14 protein-coding genes and 2 pseudogenes are annotated in these 17,182 nt (G+C 45.8%); 4 read left to right on the forward strand and 12 right to left on the reverse strand.

What is annotated here, in order from left to right:
* Positions 1-39: 39 nt before the first annotated feature.
* From KJS65_RS07580 to KJS65_RS07595, 4 genes are all read right to left on the reverse strand, one after another.
* Positions 40-1,437 carry an ABC transporter substrate-binding protein gene (locus KJS65_RS07580; RefSeq protein ID WP_213649269.1) on the reverse strand — a complete coding sequence of 466 codons (1,398 nt, stop codon included), beginning with the start codon at positions 1,435-1,437 and terminating at the stop codon, positions 40-42.
* A gap of 229 nt (positions 1,438-1,666) precedes the next feature.
* Positions 1,667-2,590 (reverse strand): ArsR/SmtB family transcription factor, encoded by a 924-nt coding sequence (locus KJS65_RS07585; RefSeq protein ID WP_213649270.1) that lies wholly within the window; start codon positions 2,588-2,590, stop codon positions 1,667-1,669.
* A 213-nt stretch (positions 2,591-2,803) separates the two neighbouring features.
* Positions 2,804-3,439, reverse strand: a complete 636-nt coding sequence (locus KJS65_RS07590; protein ID WP_213649271.1) for a TVP38/TMEM64 family protein — start codon at positions 3,437-3,439, stop codon at positions 2,804-2,806.
* A gap of 85 nt (positions 3,440-3,524) precedes the next feature.
* The gene (locus tag KJS65_RS07595) at positions 3,525-4,394 is read right to left on the reverse strand and encodes a LysR family transcriptional regulator (RefSeq protein WP_213649272.1); all 870 of its coding nucleotides are present in this window, start codon (positions 4,392-4,394) and stop codon (positions 3,525-3,527) included.
* A gap of 117 nt (positions 4,395-4,511) precedes the next feature.
* Between KJS65_RS07595 and KJS65_RS07600 the strand changes: the two genes are divergently transcribed.
* From KJS65_RS07600 to KJS65_RS29775, 3 genes and pseudogenes are all read left to right on the forward strand, one after another.
* A complete protein-coding gene (locus tag KJS65_RS07600; RefSeq protein WP_213649273.1) occupies positions 4,512-6,131 on the forward strand; it encodes a carboxylesterase/lipase family protein in 1,620 nt (539 codons plus the stop codon).
* Positions 6,132-6,161: 30 nt separating this feature from the next.
* Entirely contained in the window at positions 6,162-6,953 is a 792-nt protein-coding gene (locus KJS65_RS07605; protein ID WP_213649274.1) for a sulfite exporter TauE/SafE family protein, read from the forward strand.
* A gap of 267 nt (positions 6,954-7,220) precedes the next feature.
* Positions 7,221-7,407 (forward strand): annotated as a pseudogene (locus KJS65_RS29775) (hypothetical protein); the annotation flags it as partial.
* A 144-nt stretch (positions 7,408-7,551) separates the two neighbouring features.
* Here the strand turns inward: KJS65_RS29775 and KJS65_RS07610 are convergent.
* From KJS65_RS07610 to KJS65_RS07620, 3 genes are all read right to left on the reverse strand, one after another.
* Positions 7,552-9,813, reverse strand: a complete 2,262-nt coding sequence (locus KJS65_RS07610; RefSeq protein WP_213649275.1) for a glycoside hydrolase family 3 N-terminal domain-containing protein — start codon at positions 9,811-9,813, stop codon at positions 7,552-7,554.
* Between the two features lie 223 nt (positions 9,814-10,036).
* A complete protein-coding gene (locus KJS65_RS07615; protein ID WP_213649276.1) occupies positions 10,037-11,089 on the reverse strand; it encodes a Gfo/Idh/MocA family protein in 1,053 nt (350 codons plus the stop codon).
* Positions 11,090-11,116: 27 nt separating this feature from the next.
* Positions 11,117-12,004, reverse strand: a complete 888-nt coding sequence (locus tag KJS65_RS07620) for a sugar phosphate isomerase/epimerase family protein (RefSeq protein WP_213649277.1) — start codon at positions 12,002-12,004, stop codon at positions 11,117-11,119.
* 124 nt (positions 12,005-12,128) lie between these two features.
* Here KJS65_RS07620 and KJS65_RS07625 point away from each other — a divergent pair, with 124 nt between their 5' ends.
* On the forward strand, positions 12,129-13,028 hold the full coding sequence (locus tag KJS65_RS07625; protein WP_213649278.1) for an AraC family transcriptional regulator: 900 nt from the start codon (positions 12,129-12,131) through the stop codon (positions 13,026-13,028).
* A gap of 186 nt (positions 13,029-13,214) precedes the next feature.
* Here KJS65_RS07625 and KJS65_RS29780 read toward each other — a convergent pair.
* The 5 genes and pseudogenes from KJS65_RS29780 to KJS65_RS07650 all read right to left on the reverse strand — a co-directional run.
* Positions 13,215-13,367 (reverse strand): annotated as a pseudogene (locus KJS65_RS29780) (hypothetical protein); the annotation flags it as partial.
* Positions 13,368-13,419: 52 nt separating this feature from the next.
* Positions 13,420-14,316, reverse strand: coding sequence for an RCC1 domain-containing protein (locus KJS65_RS07635; protein WP_213649279.1), 897 nt, complete (start codon positions 14,314-14,316; stop codon positions 13,420-13,422).
* 60 nt (positions 14,317-14,376) lie between these two features.
* Positions 14,377-15,618, reverse strand: a complete 1,242-nt coding sequence (locus KJS65_RS07640; protein WP_213649280.1) for a GNAT family N-acetyltransferase — start codon at positions 15,616-15,618, stop codon at positions 14,377-14,379.
* Positions 15,619-15,792: 174 nt separating this feature from the next.
* The gene (locus KJS65_RS07645; RefSeq protein WP_213649281.1) at positions 15,793-16,140 is read right to left on the reverse strand and encodes a VOC family protein; all 348 of its coding nucleotides are present in this window, start codon (positions 16,138-16,140) and stop codon (positions 15,793-15,795) included.
* 453 nt (positions 16,141-16,593) lie between these two features.
* Entirely contained in the window at positions 16,594-17,100 is a 507-nt protein-coding gene (locus KJS65_RS07650; RefSeq protein ID WP_213649282.1) for a MerR family transcriptional regulator, read from the reverse strand.
* Positions 17,101-17,182 lie beyond the last annotated feature (82 nt).

Consider the following 17,182-nt stretch of genomic DNA (forward strand, 5'->3'; position numbering starts at 1 on the left):
TCGTCGTTTTCGCTCTTCCGCCACAGCATTAGCTGTCCTTTACTTGTTGTTCTCGTCGTACAGCTTTTGCAGCTTAGGCTGCTCTTCTTTTACAAACTCCGCTGCCGTTTTTTTACCGTTCCATACCTGACTCGCATCCTGCCAGAACGTGTCCAACCATTTGGTATTCTTGGAGGATACTTCAATTGGAGGCCGGCCATAATCTTCAATAATATCGATGAATACCTGACGCGTATGTGGTGCTTTATCTACTTCCATGAATTCGCCCTTCGCCATATCGATCAAGTTCGGTACGGCCTGCCCCAGAACATAGTTTTCTTTCTGCGAATCTTTGTCGAGACTCAGGTAAGAGGCAAGCGCGAATGAATCTTCCGGATATTCGGTATTTTTCGATACCACGAATCCAAGGGAGCCAAGCCAAGTCGCTGTTTTACCTGTGTTAGGGCTTGCCGGCCATGCCGCGATATCCCATTGGAATGGCAAATCCCAGAAACCTGGTTGATCCCAAGGCCCCATCGGAAACATAGCTACTTTGCCGGCAACGAAGCGGGCATAACCGTTCTGTGCCTTCTCATCATCCGGGGAAGGGCTGACTTTGTGGACCAGGCTTAAATCCGCTACGAACTGCATCGCTTCGGCAAATTCAGGTGTATCAATCGTGATTTTGCCTGAGGTAGGATCCACCCAATCCCCTCCGTTTGCCCATACAGCCGACTCAGTTGAATAGGCGGCAACGCCAAAGGTATCAATTTTTCCTCGTTCATTGGTTACGGTTAGTTTTTTTGCATCGGCAATCATATTATCCCAAGTATATTCGCCAGCTTTTGCGCTTGGGTATGGCAGACCGGCCTTATCAAACAGATCCTTATTGTAAGCAAGAGCCCAAGGACCCACGTCTTTCGGCAAACCGTATAAATCCCCGGAGCCTACCTTTGAACCGTCATATCGATACCGGTCTAGGCCTTGTTTCCACACGTTATTCGTATCCACCAACTCGCTGGAGCTCAGTTGGGATTCCAGATTCAGCAGTACACCGCTAGAGACAAGCTTGTTAAAGTGAGCTCCGCCGGCATAAAATACGTCCGGAGTCTTCTTCGCTGCAATCAAGGTATCAAGCTTCTGGTAATATTCCGCAGGAGGAACGACAGTATATTTTACCTTTTTGTTCGGATATTTCTTCATATAGGATGCAATCAGTTTCTCAAAAACGGCTTTCTCAGAATCTCCGCCCCATCCCATAAATTCAATTACGGATTTTGCATCTTTGTCTGGAGTCGCATTTGTTGCTTCTGTTTTCGTGTCTGTTTTAGTATCTGTTTTGGAATCTGCCGTGTTACTTTCGTTACTGTTGCTGCCGGAGTTACAACCAGAGAGAACCAACATGAAGCTGAGTACCATAGTTAACGAAAGACTAACCCATTTTCCTTTTCGAAACATAATCCCTCTTCCCCCTTTAATAAAGTCGTTAAAAACAAAATAACTGAAGAACATGCTGTACATAAAAAAGCACATAATGCATTTAATTCAATTATTTCGTTTATAAACAAGATAATATGTATATATCAGGTAATTGTCAACGCTTTCTTACAATATTATTGTATTATAAAGCAAAAAAAATCCAGATAGCCTTGTTATTACAAAGCATCTGGAATTTATGGGCATAGCTTTAGTTATACTCCATTCTCATAATAATTCCCTGCGCATAATCGCCGAACCCTCTACCGAACAGGTTTATGCCGCCCTGATGCTTCGCATCCGGTTTAATTCCGATCCTGAGCGTAATATACGGCTTTTCTCCTAACCGAAGATCATGAAGTGAATGATCAGAGCATTTCTCCTTATCGATCATACTCTTCGTCAAGTCAATCGACCAACTCTTCAGCAAACCATGTTGGGTGCTGTTGTCATACCACCATGACGGGTTTAGCTTACCTCGATGGTCACCAAAATCCCCCGGCGATATCCACGAGCCAACCTCAACCTCATTCACCCAAACTGTAATTTCCGAAGGCCAATCATTATTATAGTTCGGAGCTTCCGAGCAAAGTTCCAGGGAGAATTCAAGAGTATAAATCTGAGCTCCCGCCGGCAGTTTTTTAGGGAAGCGGTATTCAATCCATCCCTTTCTAAACCAGATGAGTTCAGCCGTCCTGCTGTCCGGAAGGTAAAAATTGACAGGATCATCCTCTTGGAATACCATGCCTGAAGTGTTTGCCATACCACAAGTCGGTACAATGTCAAAGTTGTTGAAATGACCGATCGGCATTTCCATCTCTATAACCTTGCTTGTATTTGGATCATAAGCACTGGGATTCAAAATTAGACGAACATCGTCAAAATTCCGGCTGCATACTTTCATAGCCCCTCTAGTTGCTGGTTGAAGTTCTGTTACAATCAATTCGGCCTCTTCCAATACTTTGACATTGTTGGCGGCAGTGGATACGGGGATATCCAGCTTTTCGGCAATTTCAAGAATATTGAGGTTGGGCTTGTTCAACAGCAATTTGATGATATTGACCCTTGTATGCGTGCTGAGTGCATGTGCTACTTTTACCAATCGTTCGGAATCATTTATGGAAACTTCAAGCAAAGGAATGTCACCTTCCCATGATTTGGTTTATTTCCAATATTATAAACACAAACCTCGGTATTTGTACAGAAATATTGTAATAAAACAATCGAAACACAACGAACTTGGATGCACAGAGGAAAAACATAGAATAAATCCCTGGCCGTTCGGCCAGGGGATGCCATTTTCATTGTTCTATTTACTTATATTCTAACTCCAAGTTCTCTCTCAGTCTTATTCCATGGTATCCGCGGGCTCGGGTGCCACAGCCGCCGCGGATACAAAATAGGCCTGCAACCTCCGGTTCAACCATATAGATGCCGCAATAAACAACGCCACTCCAATAAACTTGACGGGCTGGTCGATAAAATCGGACAGATGCGTTCCGATATAGGAAACGCAGAATACCATGACTCCTTTGCCTAGTGCTACGGCTGTCGCAAAGGAAACCGTAGGCATTCGCGTTAATCCCGCGGCCATGTTAATGACGACGAACGGTCCTATCGGGAGCATGCTTAAGAGAAAAACGAAGCTAAACCCGTTCCTCTGCGCCCACACCCTGGCCTTCTGTACCTTGGGCTTGGCCGCCCAGCGCCGAATAAAGGGTGTATCCGACGCTTTACGAATCAGCCAAAACGTAAGTAAGCTGCCTGTTACGAGGCCGATCCAAGAATATAAAAAACCCAGCCATAGCCCATAGATGGCGGCATTTGCACCGACGATCACGATGGTAGGCAGTGGCGGAACGAAAGATTTCAGAAAAGTTAGCAGTATGCCGGGCAGCGGTCCCAGCGAGCGGAAACGCTCCAAAAAGAGTTCGATGTTTTGCTCCGTAAAAGACTCCGTTATGCTGATCTCAGCGCCAAACATAGAATGTTATTCCCCCTATAACTCCAAGTCATTTTATTATACTACAGGAAGTTTTTTTGGATCTATATTAATGATTTCGCCTGTTTTATAACTGTTTGAAATACATTTGAACAAATTCCTTGAATTTTTTTGCGACTTGCGTCATGTAACGGTTGGTGTACCATGTGATCTCAATGGTTCTGGTACTTATCGGTTCTTCGATGGGTATGAGAACGGCGGAAGATCCCTGAGATACGCCCCACGTAATGGATGGGATAAATGAGACACCCAGCCCCGAATGAACAAGGCTGCGAACCATGGATGGTTCGTCGCATTCGTAAATAATTCGAGGCGTAAAACCAGCCGCAAGGCAGAGAGAATCCGTCATTTCGCGGAGCTGTTTTCCACGCTTTAAACTAATAAAGCCGTCTTCCGAAAGTTCGGACAATCGAATGCTCTCACGGTTAGCGAGCCTATGGTCACTCGGAACTGCCAGCATGATCTCTTCAGTTAATAAAGAAATGAATTCGTTACCCGGTATTCTGAATGGAGATGAAGAAAGGCACAAATCATAGGCTGGAGATTCGCGTTGTTCCTGATCATGCTGCAGTAGCTTGAATTCGGCTTCCGGGTACAGCTTCCGAAACGAAGTAATCATATCTGGGAGCAAATAGGACCCCACTTGAATGTAGATAACTAAGGTTCCAGAAGGTTTTTCAGCCATGTCGAGAAGCTCTGTTTTCCCATCGTCCAATGTTTGAAGCGCCAAGTCTACTCTTGCAAGAAACCGTTTCCCATATTCATTTAATCGAATGTATTTTCCTGTTCGGTCGAACAATTTGATTGTTAATTCTTTTTCGAGATTTCCTATCATTTTGCTTAATGCGGGTTGAGATACTTGCAGTGTTTGGGCTGCCCTGGTCATATTCTCCAAACGTGCAACCGTTTGAAAGTACCGAAGTGAAAGTAACTCCATTGCGATCCCCTCCATTTATAACTCTGAGGTTATACATTATATGCATAATTATATATTTATCATTATTATGGCAGAACCCTATAATAAAGGGAAGCAAAGTAGAAAGCGGAGGAGAGTATGAAGAACACGAAACAAATTAGGGATGAAATGATAAAAGTTTCTGGCGGGTGGCTTAAGGGCATACGTTCGACAAAAATGAAAGTAATCGCTTGGTTGGGAGTTCCTTATGCTTTGCCTCCGGTGGACCAACTCCGATGGAAAGCGCCGCGTGAAGTTGAACCATGGACTGGCATTTTGCCTGTACGCGATTTCAAAAATGGCTGCATCCAGATGATTCAAGGGTTACCATTTGGCAGCGAGGATTGCTTGTATTTGAACATTTGGCGACCCGATCTTGCCGAATCGGATCTACCCGTTTTCGTCTTCCTTCATGGAGGCGGAAATGTAAATGGTTCAGGACGGGATTTTCAAGGCGGACAACTGGGTTATGAAACGAATAGTATAGTAATCACGGTGAATTACCGCCTGGGTGCAATGGGATTTTACCGTCATCCTGCTCTACGTACCGGCGATCCTCTGGATGATTCGGGGAATTATGGTTTACTCGATATCATTCAAGCTCTGAGATGGGTACAAACGAATATCAATTCCTTTGGGGGAGATCCGGAAAATGTTACGTTGGCAGGCCAGTCTGCCGGCGCAAGAAATGCATTAGCCGCATATCTTTCCCCTCTAAGCGAAGGACTTTTTCACAAGCTTTATGCGATGAGCGGAGGCTTAACGACGGTTACATGCGAACAAGGCGAAGCAAAAGCTAACGATGTCCTAGCTTCGTTACTAATGAAAACAGGGATAACGAATACCTTCGAAGAAGCTTTAGGCTGGATATCAACGCAATCTCCCGCCACGATTTCTGACTACCTCATAGGTCAACAGGCTGCTCACTTTGCTGAGATCATCGGAGATACAGGTCTACGAATGGATGCATTTCCTCATTTATTCGAAGATGGTACGGTCATTCCCAAGGAAGGCTTCGAAAAGATTAAAGATCGACATCCATCTTGTATGCCGATCATCCTTGGGAGTACTGCTAGCGAATTTTCCGGATTTGCATTGACCGATCCTCGTTTCTTTTACCTGCAGCAGGGACAATTAACCGAGGATGAGGAGCAAAAGAAACTGTATGAGACTGCCGTTCAATATGGAAGTGAACTGTATGCGGCTTTTAATGTCGAGCAAGTCGCTGAGAAATTAATAAGTTCGATCCCGGAACTGCCGATTTACGCTTACCGCTTCGGTTGGGGATTGCAAGAAGGCGTTATCGATCCCGTTATTCGATTTCTGATCGGAGCCTCTCATGGAGCGGATATCCCCTTTTATACCGGCGACTTCTCCAATGTCATGACAAACCATCCGGTGGGAGTCATTTCCGAGCATAACGATCCCGGGCGTAAAATGCTCTCTTCCCTCATGCGCAGTTATTTACGGCGTTTCTTATACACGGGTGATCCTAATGGGGAAGAACTACCTGGTTGGCAGCGCTGGACCCCAGGATTCCGTTCTAACGATATCCTCTATCTGGATGCGAATGAGGAGCAGGCGATGGTTCAATACATCCCGAAACTTATAACTAACCATATCATATCTAGGCTGGACGAAGATGTCCGGTTAACGGACGAACAGCGCAGTTGGCTTCAAATGCATCTATTCGCCGGCCGCTTCTTCTGGAAGGATTAACTGAATTCGGCTATAGAAGGGAAGTTCAACGTGCTTACTTACTTATTATTATTCTGCATCGGACTGGCTGCCGGCATCTCCGGATCATTGGTCGGACTTGGCGGCGGCTTTATCGTCGTACCTGCCCTTGCCTTTTTGTTTCCTGATATGCCAGGGGCACAAATTGCGGGTACCTCCATGGCGATGCTTCTTTTTAATTCCATTTCAAGCACTTATGTGTATGCCAAGCAGAAGAGAATCGATTATCAAGCAGCAGTCCGTTTTGCTGCAGCCTCGATTCCCGGTTCGGTCATCGGAGCCTTCTTTGCGGAGTATTTGGAAGGGAAGCTCTTTTTCATTAGTTTCGGCATTTTTTTGATTTTTGTGGCCTTACTGCTCCTATTTAAGCCCAATAAACCGATCGCTTGGCCTTTTAAACCAACGGTGAACCGGAACTTCATCGATAATAACGGGGAACGTTTCGAATATGCCTATCACATGCCTACCGGCATCGTCATTAGTTTTTTCGTCGGTTTCCTGGCAAGCCTGTTTGGGATCGGAGGCGGCAGTCTCATGATTCCGACAATGACGCTGCTGCTCTCCTTCACTCCCCATATTGCGGTTGCAACTTCCATGCTCCAAATTTTACTGTCCGCTATCGTGAGCACATCGGTTCATGCGCTCTTATATAACATTGACTGGCTCAAGGTATTAGCCCTCGCACCGGGTGCTATCATCGGCGGTCAAATCGGCGCGCGGCTTGCCATATATCTCCCTGCCAAGCTGCTCCTGAAAATATTGGCTCTATTACTGATTGTGGTTTCGATCCGGTTAATACTTTAGGGATGCCATAATGCCCTGGCGATATTTCGCAGCTTTCCCCGATAAAGTACATATTTTCTAAAATAATGGACTCATTGTAAGCGTCATTCGCTGAAACAGGTTAAACGGTATTATCCTGCTTCTCAAAAGTGAAAACTTCTCTTGCTGATTCTATGAAAGATAATTCGAAGCGGGGCTTTCATTCCCTCCAGAACCACATACGTTTGGGGCTAAGTCTTGGCCACGCCGGCGAAAGTGATGCAGGAGCGCTTTAATGCTTAGGAGCGCGGGAGTACGGATCTCTTCTGTCCTGCGGACGATAACGAATACGAGGCAAAGCTTATGCCTAATGCCGTTTTCAACCCGATCGATTCAATCCGGGGCCATTTTGCCGGCCGCGGACTTAACAGTGCCGAAGAATCAATTTATTGATGATAATCTCAAACGCTTGTTGGCGCGTAATGCAAAAGATTAGATCATTGCAACTGAGGACTGTTAGGCCATGTTGAATAACAGGGCTTACATTGTGAAGAAAAAAAGTCATAGCCACTATTAGTGGTTATGACTTTTTTTTTCGATGAAAGCCCCCCTGGGAGAGTTAATAACTACTAACCCATCTTTACTCTGTTTTCACTGGCAACACGCCGCCGGCTTCCAAACTTCCGAGCAGCACTTTGATTCCGGCGATTGTATTGGGCTCCTGCTTTCCGTAAACCGCAATACCTGAGCGCATGTTCTGCAAATAGATCTGCTCATACGGGTTGCCAAGCGATAAAAGCGTGTATCGCTTATTGCGCTTGTTCATCTCTTCGATCCAGGTTTGAACGTCGGTCCATCCGAACTGACTGGCCACGTTACGGAACTGGTAAGAGGCCAGGATGACGTAATCCGCCTTATCCATCGCCTGAAGCGCCTCAGTCGTTTTTCCTTGACCCATGACGGAAATTTCCGTCTTTAGCGATAGGTTACTTGCGGCTTGCCGCAGCTGCCTCTCGAGCTGCTTCGCCACTTCGACATCAGCTGCGGCAATAACAACCCGGTCGCCTTGATGAATTTGATCCGGATGCTTACCGTCGCGGCCGGCCAATAATGTGACCGCTCGCTCTGCGATTTCCCGCTCCACTGCTCGATGCTCCTCGGATCCGATGACGCCGTTAAGAGCGGCCAATTTATACGCAAGGCTTTCGCTGGGGTCAAACAAACCATATTTCGATTTCAGCTCCAAAATGCGTTTCACGGACGCATGGATGGTATCGATCGGGATTGTCCCGCTCTTCACCGCGTTCACCAGCGTTTGATGTGCAGCTGCCGGATCTTGCGGCATAAGGATGATATCGACGCCTGCGGAGACTGCACGTTCCACCGCTTTATTTTCCCCAAAGTGCTCTGCAATCGCGTTCATGGTGAAGGCATCAGAAATGATGACGCCTTTATATCCGAGCTCCTCCCGAAGCAGTCCGTTCAGTACCTTCTTAGATAACGTAGCAGGGATCGGCACGCTGCTTCCGTCCTTGAGCGAAATAACGTGTTCATTATCTACTGCGGGAAAAGCAATATGCGCGGTCATGATCATCTCCACCCCGTTATCGATCGCGGCCCGAAACGGCTTTAGTTCTACCGCATCGAGCCGTTCACGGTTATGTGTCAGCACAGGCATTCCCAGATGGGAGTCTACCGTCGTGTCACCATGCCCCGGAAAATGCTTGACGGCCGCGATCACACCCGATTGCCGCAATCCTTTTATGTTTGCGAGACCAAGCCGCGAGACCAAGTCCGCATTCGAGCCATACGAACGCATCCCGATGATGGGGTTGTCCGGGTTGCTGTTAATGTCGAGCACCGGGGCAAAATTGACCTGCAGCCCGAGTGCCTTCAGCTCCTCCCCTGTCAGCTTTCCTGCTGCTTCGGCCAATGCCGCGTCACCGGTTGCTCCAAGCGCCATTTGACCTGGCAGGTTCGCCCCCCCGGGGATTCGCTTAATAACGCCTCCTTCTTGGTCGATACCGAGAAACAACGGAATATCGCCCGCTTCCATTTGCATATCATGCGTCAGCCTCGTGACTTGTCGTACGTCTATAATATTTTTGTCGAAAAGAATAAGCCCGCCCAAATCTTGATCATGAATACTACGTTTCAGCCCATCATTGACGGTCGTGGTCACTTGACCGTTCCATTGTCTAATGTCAGGCATGAGCATTTGGCCGACTTGCTCGCTGACGGTCATATATGACATCAGCTTATCCCAATCATGCGCCTGAATGGCTGCTGATCGTTCGAATCGAATCACCCGCGTCATAAATACGGAAAACTCCGCCCGCGTGACAGACCGATCCGGCCGATAGGTACCATCCGTATATCCACCGATCAATCCGTTGGAGCTCATGACGAGAATAGGAGCTGCCGCCCAATGACCTTTTGTATCCATCAAACTTACGGGTTGCTTGCCTGTCACAAGTGAATATGCCCGTGTAAGGAATGCAGCAGTCTCTGCGCGGCTCATCGCAGTATCTGGATGGAAGGTGCCGTCAGGAAATCCGCTGGCCAGCCCATTTTTTTCCGCAATGGCGATTTCATGATAAAAAGGATGTGTTGTTGGAACATCTGAATAATTCGTACCTTGAGCTACTGACTGCAGTTGTTGCGGATAAAGCTCACGTACCATGAATGTCACGGCTTGCGCTCTTGTTACTTGCCTCTCGGGCATAAACTTCCCATTGCCATATCCGGCAACTGTACCCCTTTTAGCCATATAGTTAATGCTGTCTTCTGCCCATTTCGAATGCTGCAGATCGGCAAACCGTTCTTCCGCAGCCGCATTTCCTGCCCAAACAAGCATTGAACCGAGAACGGCACCGAATATCGTCATCATCTTTACATTCATTTGTTCCACCTCTGTTAGCTGTTCTATGTATGATGAATAGACGCTTCTGATGTACCATTTGTTGCGTTTATACCATTTTGTTGCGTTGTTCAGCAAAAAACACAGGTCAACATCGAGATCGGCGAGGCGTTTCCCTCCGGAGGTATATTCCTCGGCGTCGTACATACCAGAAGCAGTAAACGGCGAGCAAGAAACGAGAAGGACCTTCATGGTCCTCTCATTTTCAAATCGGTAATTCCGCATTCAACAAATCAGCAATAAGCACTTTACTGCCTGTCTTCGCGCTTTCCAGCGAAGCCAGGACCATGGCCATACTGTAAATATTGTCGCTGCATTCGGTTTCGGGTTTGCGGTTCTCAGCCAGCGATGCAAACATCTCATCCAGACAGCCCTGATGGAAGGTATGATGCATTTCTACCTGCTGGCACGGGATATGCTCAACATGACGGATAAATTGGCCTTCCTGATCACCAGCCGCGACAACCTCTGCATAAGGCTCTCCCTGCCCATCCCAAATCGCTGTCCCATGTTCACCGGTCACACGCCAGGATGCCTCCCAGGATGTCGGGGCCCCTTCGGCGCACCAAGAACCCCGGTAATTAAAAACAGAACCGTCCGACATTTCAAATATGCAAATCGCCATGGCATTTCCGGAATACCATGACCCGGGGGGATTAAACTCGTGGCAATAGACCGAAACGGGATTCGCATCCATAATAAACCGCGCCTGATCGAAGGTATGAATAGCCATATCCAGCAGCAGCGGGCTTTGCATAACATCCCTGAAACCGCCAAAATGGGCACCAATAAAAAAGTCCGCACTTATGAAGCCGGTTTGTCCGATTGTCCCCTCAGCAATCAGATTGCGGTAAGCGCGTATGCGCGGATCATAACGACGATTCTGCATCACAGCATGTGTCCTCCGGTTTTGCTCCGAATGATGAACAATATCTTTACAGTCCTGAATCGATTCTGCCAGAGGTTTTTCGGAAAAAACATGACACCCCAGTTCAAGCGCGGTTGTGCTGACCTTGTGATGACTCGACGGTATAGTCACATCAAAAACCAAGTTAGCTTCAGTTGCCGTGACTGCCTGCTCTATATCTGTGAATACCGGACAGGAAAGACCCTTTCGTTCCGCCATGGCTGCAGCAAACTCTTCCTTAATGTCAACCAATCCAACAATTTCCGTATCTTCCCTGGCCATGGCGTAATCAATCCATGTATTAGACATGCCGCCACAGCCAGCCACAACGATCCGGTGCTCTACTGCCATTTTCTTCAGCTCCCTCTGCCGCATTGTTCAGACCGGATTCGGGACAAAGTCACCGCCCCGGCAGCGTTTTAAATAATTCAAAGCATGAACCTGTCCCGTCATTTCAAGCTCACCCCTGTAAACCGGATCATGCCATCCTTCGATATCAATCGTTCCCTGATACCCATGCTGCCTTAGGATGGTAATAATATCCGTCCAATTTGAATCGCCAAAGCCGGGTGTCCGGTGCCACACAAATGGCTGGTTTCCGTGAATCCCATGTTCTTTTACAATATCCCAGGCAATCGTGGCGTCCTTACCATGTACATGAAACACCTTAGACACCCATTTGCGCAGCTGCGGGATCGGATCGATTAAGCTTACCATCTGGTGACAGGGCTCCCATTCGAGACCGATGTTATTCTCAGGAATAGCATTAAACATCAGCTCCCATGCCGCCGGACTATGCGCAATATTCCAATCGCCTGTCTCCCAAGTACCACCCATATCGCAATTTTCAAAAGCAATCCGGATTCCCTTGTCCGCCGCACGTCTTGTCAATTCACCGAAAACCTCTTTAAATTTAGGGATTGACTCGTCGATCGGGCGGCCCGGCAGCCTTCCTGTGAAACCGGATACAAGATTCGTCCCGAAGAGGTGGGCATGATCGATGAGACGCTCCCACGTAGCAAGTGTATCAGCATTGTCCCCTTCACCTGTCAGCGGGTTGCCGAACACACTGATTGCGGAAATCACAAAATCATGCTCGTCTGCGAGCTCACGTACTTTTCGTGCCATTTCCCCCAAATCTGTATCGCCTGAAGATTGCCAGAACGTGAGATTAAAGGATTCAAAACCATGATTTACGATCTGTGGAATGACCTTTACAGCATCATTTCCACCCACCAATGTCCCAATGCGCAATATGTTTTCCAATCTTGTTTATCACTCCTATATTGGCTTATAGTATTCGTAACACCATCATTATAACGGGCATTTTTCCTGTTATCTCTACTCAATCTTGTGCAATACTAGTCTGATTTTGTGGGGGGAGTACCTTATGACCTATCCAAAAGAACTGTGGGAGGATACGGTTCTTGAGCATGCGGATTATCCGTTTCAACTCTTTCAGAATCGTTGTGCTTCCGCCATAACTGGGGATTGTATCCTGTACCTGCATTGGCACGAGCATTTTGAATTTCTGGTTATGCAAACAGGAAGTGCTGTTTTCCACGTTGACAGCAGGCCATATGTGGTTCAGCAAGGGGATATCATCCTCATCCCTGCAGGCAGTCTCCATGTCGGTTATTCACTCGTTGACGGGGATGTGAATTATGACTGCATTGTACTTAATGCTTCGCTGTTTAATGACTGGCTATCGGATCCGGTCCACACACAGTATGTTGCCCCTTACGTGGAGGGCAGATTTCAATTTCCCGTCAAGCCGGTGGAGCAGGACGAAACCTGCAAACCCTACTTCTCTCTTTTGGATGAGATTATTCAGGAGTTCTCTGCAAAAGCTCCTGCTTATCAGCTTGTGGTCAAATCCAAGCTTCACCTCTTTTTCACATTGATGTCGCGCAGCTTTATGCCTCAGCAGTTTGCGGAACAAGGTGAAGCGGTTTATTTTCCCAACCGGGAGCGCTTTAAGCAATTAATCCGGCGGATTGAATCCAACTATGCGGTTAAAGTGACTGTTGAACAGGCCGCCAGGGAGGTAAGTCTGAATCCCTATTACTTCTGCAAGCTGTTCAAGCGCCTAACCGGCAGAACCTTTGTTGAGTATGTCAATATCTTTAGGATGAAAGAGGCCAAACGGCTCCTTATAGATAGCAATGATTCGATTACCGAAATTGCGGCTCATGTGGGTTGTGAGAATCCGAATTACTTTACGAGGATTTATAAAAAGTATATGGGGATGACCCCTTCCCAAACGAGGAAAAAGAGCATACCCGAATGACAGCGGCAAGAATATGTTTTCATTCATGTAGAATGGAGTTACATAATTAGTGTTATGTTAACTATTACTATCTGCCTCCGCCTTTTACCTCGATGACTGTGTGAATTATTTACTCAATGAATCTGCAGGGAAGTTTCATTTCTTTCCCAAATTTTGAATGGGAAACTGGTCTGACCACTGATGCTTCTAATTAGCGGTCCTGATGCACAAATATCGGCAATCCGCCAAAAGTTGTAACCTTTTTGGCGGGTATAAAAAAACAGCAGCAAGGAGCGCCGCGGTTAACGTTCCATTGATAGTGATGCCACCGTGCCAAACTGCAACAATTTCAGCAGGGTGCTGATAATAGTAGTCCTACCGTGTTGAAATCACTTTTACGGATACTCGAATACTAATTGCCGGGTAGTTGGATGCCGTGCCAGCCGCTTACATCGCATTGACCAAATTCATTATCACCCACAGCAACCACCGTACCGTCCGATTTAAGCCCGATCGTATGCGCGCAACCCGCAGCTACCGCCACAATATCGCGCCAGCCACTTACATTGCATTGGTCATGCTTATTCGAACCCACAGCAATCACCGTGCCGTCCGATTTAAGGCCAATGGTATGATTACTACCCGCCGCTATCGCTACAATACCGCGCCAGCCGCCTACATCGCATTGATCATGCTTATTCGAACCCACAGCCGACACCGTACCGTCCTTTTTAAGCCCGACAGTATGAAGATAACCCGCAGCTACCGCCACAATGCCGCGCCAGCCGTTTACATTGCATTGGCCATACCGATTATTGCCCACAATCGTCACCGTTCCATCCGATTTAAGTCCGACGGTATGCCAGTCACCCGCAGCTACCGCCACCATACCAAGCCAGCTGCCTACATTGCACTCGCCTTCACTATTTCGACCCACAGCCACTACCGTGCCATCCGATTTAAGTCCAACGGTACGACGCCAACCCGCCGCTACCGCTACCATATCGCGCCAGTCGTTTACATCGCATTGGTCATGCTTATTCCAACCGACAGCCACCACCGTGCCGTCAGATGCAAGACCAATTGTATGAGCATTACCCGTGTTCGTCGCCATATGAACATTACCAGCAGCAACCGCCACAATATCGCTCCAGCAGCTTACGTCACATTGGACAAATTTATTATCACCCGCTGCCGTCACCGTTCCGTCCAATTTAAGACCTACGGTATGACGACGACCCGCCGCTATGGTATCTTTAGGCGATCGTTTCACCTTTAACGCCGCTTCAATCGGTGTAGTATAATCCATGTTTTATCTCCTTGAAATACTGGACTTGTGTATCTTACTTTCTTCCTTTAGTTTTGGCGTTCAAAATTGAAGAAGACACATTGGTTTTTGTTCTGTTCTAAACACATTGTGTACTGATTCAATATATGTATTATCAGATAACCTAGCTAGTCCAAGACGGATTAATGTTTTAAAGTCTACTGCCCCCATAATTAGAGAAGAAAACTCAGCGACATCCATGCTAATTTCCACATCGTAATCGGTGCTCTCAGTTATAGTTGGAAATCCATTTATAAAATGTATTATTGTACTTCCATGATTTGACTCGAAGAAAGTATCAACTATAGAGATTTTCATCTTACAGTTTTGATTTCCAAAGTTACGATTCACTAGCTTATCGAATAGTGTTTTTATATCAACTACCCGGTACATAATTCCCATGCCTATTGTACTCGTCTCGAGATATTTGGATAAAAAAGAATCATAAGTGCCTCGTGAGGGATCGGAAAGCAAAAAATGGAAATATTCATCCTGGGTCTCTATGATTACACGTTCTACTTGATCAAATTGTGTATGAAGGAATGTACAGAATTCTAAAAGAACATCTGGAGATTCGTAAACAAGTTCTTTGATGACCAGATCGTTTTTGTACTGATAATGCGTGTGGAATGAAAATGCCAGATATCCCAAAATTCTTCCATCTTTTCTAAATCCCACGATTCGATTCTCGCTAAAGTCAAACAGATCACCCAGACCTTTATCCAACTTTTCAGTTAACCCGTTTGTCCTTTCAAAAAACCTGTTATAGCAATTAAGAACCTCATTTCTGTCGTTATTATGTAAAAATTCAATATGTTGCTTCGAATCACCTCTAGGGAAACCTGCAGTTTTTACTCTATATTGATTAATTAGACTGCCAAATCCGAACCCCATTTTCTTATAAAATCCTGCATCAAATGGGTATAGTGTGACCAATGGCACTCCGCTTTCCTTATAACGCTGGAAAGAGAACTGTATTAGTTCCTTGGCTATTCCTTCCTTTTTATGCAGTAAATCCACCGCCACTGAACCAATTCCTCCTACACTCAGAATTGTCGATGTAACATTCATTTTAAAATCATAAAGACACATTCCGCCTAAAAGTTGTTTATCCCTATAAGCTCCAAACAGATCTTGCTGAGGAAACTGTTCAATACTTTTCTCAATCCAACTTTTCAACCTGTTTACATCATCTTCCTGATATCCAATCCATGGATACGAATTACAAGAAATTTCTGTAAATGCATCTACGTCCTCTATTGCAAGTTTACGAACGGTATTCATCTATTAGACAACCCCCTCTGTTAGTAATTTACATTCAATAACGAATCAAGGTTAACATACTACAGTACCTAGTACGTCAACAAGTGAATGAATAGTTATAGTTGAACTTACTGCCGATTAGCTTAATAAAATGAGCAGGCTGCGGTAGCCTGCTCAACAATATGTATTATTCAACTATTTCTCCCATAGCTCAATCAGTCTACCTTCAGGATCTTTAATCCAAATAAACTTACCAAATTCACTAATCTCTTTTTCCTTTACAAGAGGTACACCAATTTGTTCAAGATGCTTAATTGTCTCGTTTAGATCATAAACTTGGAAATTTAGCATCACTTGTTGTTCTGTTGGGAAGTAAAGGTCATCTTCAGTAAAGAATGAAAAGATAGTTTCATTTCCTGATTGGGGTTTAATAATAGCCCCATTCCAATTTTCCATTTCAACCTTCAGCACTTCACTGTACCATTTTTTAACAGCGTCTAGATTTTTAGTCCTCCAAAATATTCCCCCGAAACCTTTAATCATTTTAATAAACTCGCTCCCTTCTCTAATTTCTTTAATTTAGCTTAATCAAGTGATCTTTTCCTGGAATCGTGGATTATTATTATGAATTAAGTTGCATTTCATTCCCAATATGGTGTACCTACTATAAATAAAAAGTCTCTCTCATTTGCCTTAATTCTCCAAGAGGCTCATAACCTATTTCAATCATCTTTTTTCATTAAAATTATCAACTATTTCAATGTCCCCAACTATTGGCATAATATCGATGATTGGCTTAGATTTTCCGCAAATAAACACAAGCTAATACGAATAACCTGCCTGCGGAATATTGGATGCTACTGTCATCGGCAACCGGCGGTTGTTGTGAGGAAGTATCCGGCCCTTGCATTGAAAACAAGAATCATTCAAACTGATTATCACTAATGCTTGCCAGTGGTATCAGCTTCGTTGGTACTCCCTCTTGTTATTGCAAACTTATCTTATGGAGGTCGGCGACTTGCCTGCTCTGGCCGATGCGGAAAAATAACTCATCTCAACAGGTGAGACGGGCTTTGGTTTCGGTTCTCCCAACATTTTTTCTGACACACCTTCCTGAATTTCATCCGAGTAGTCCCGTCGGTATTTCCCCTCCTCCAACTTCATATCGATAAAATCGACGACCTGCTGCAGCGAGGTAATTTGACTGACGATATTTTCCCGGTGGCTCCTTAAGTGTTCCACCAATTCGGGATATTCCGCGGGATCAGCATCGGCGGAGACTGCCAAAAAAGGCCGCATTTCTTCCAGCGGCATCCCCGTTTTTTTCAGGCAAGATATTAACCGGATCGTATTGATGTCCTCCTGCCGGTAGACGCGGTGCCCGTTATCCTTCCGGTCTGCCCGGGGCAGTAGTGCGATCTTTTCGTAATAACGGATCGTATCTTCAGAAATTGCGGTTTGCTTAGCGGTTTGCTTTATCGTAAAAGTTTGCTCTTCCTTCATCCTGTCCCTCCGAAATTATTTTTATGTCCCATTATACATCTTGGTGCTGGCTCTAAGTCAACTTTCCATACTTAGGACAAAA

This window comes from Paenibacillus sp. J23TS9 (assembly GCF_018403225.1).
In the GTDB taxonomy this organism is placed as follows: Bacteria; Bacillota; Bacilli; order Paenibacillales; family Paenibacillaceae; genus Paenibacillus_AQ.

Bases quoted from the DNA above. Each gene is read 5' to 3' on its own strand.
- KJS65_RS07580 (WP_213649269.1), bottom strand. From the start codon at position 1,437: ATGTTTCGAAAAGGAAAATGGGTTAGTCTTTCGTTAACTATGGTACTC.
- KJS65_RS07600 (WP_213649273.1), top strand. From the start codon at position 4,512: ATGAAGAACACGAAACAAATTAGGGATGAAATGATAAAAGTTTCTGGC.
- KJS65_RS07610 (WP_213649275.1), bottom strand. From the start codon at position 9,813: ATGAATGTAAAGATGATGACGATATTCGGTGCCGTTCTCGGTTCAATG.
- KJS65_RS07645 (WP_213649281.1), bottom strand. From the start codon at position 16,140: ATGATTAAAGGTTTCGGGGGAATATTTTGGAGGACTAAAAATCTAGAC.
- KJS65_RS07595 (WP_213649272.1), bottom strand. From the start codon at position 4,394: ATGGAGTTACTTTCACTTCGGTACTTTCAAACGGTTGCACGTTTGGAG.
- KJS65_RS07640 (WP_213649280.1), bottom strand. From the start codon at position 15,618: ATGAATACCGTTCGTAAACTTGCAATAGAGGACGTAGATGCATTTACA.
- KJS65_RS07625 (WP_213649278.1), top strand. From the start codon at position 12,129: ATGACCTATCCAAAAGAACTGTGGGAGGATACGGTTCTTGAGCATGCG.
- KJS65_RS07635 (WP_213649279.1), bottom strand. From the start codon at position 14,316: ATGGATTATACTACACCGATTGAAGCGGCGTTAAAGGTGAAACGATCG.
- KJS65_RS07590 (WP_213649271.1), bottom strand. From the start codon at position 3,439: ATGTTTGGCGCTGAGATCAGCATAACGGAGTCTTTTACGGAGCAAAAC.
- KJS65_RS07650 (WP_213649282.1), bottom strand. From the start codon at position 17,100: ATGAAGGAAGAGCAAACTTTTACGATAAAGCAAACCGCTAAGCAAACC.
- KJS65_RS07615 (WP_213649276.1), bottom strand. From the start codon at position 11,089: ATGGCAGTAGAGCACCGGATCGTTGTGGCTGGCTGTGGCGGCATGTCT.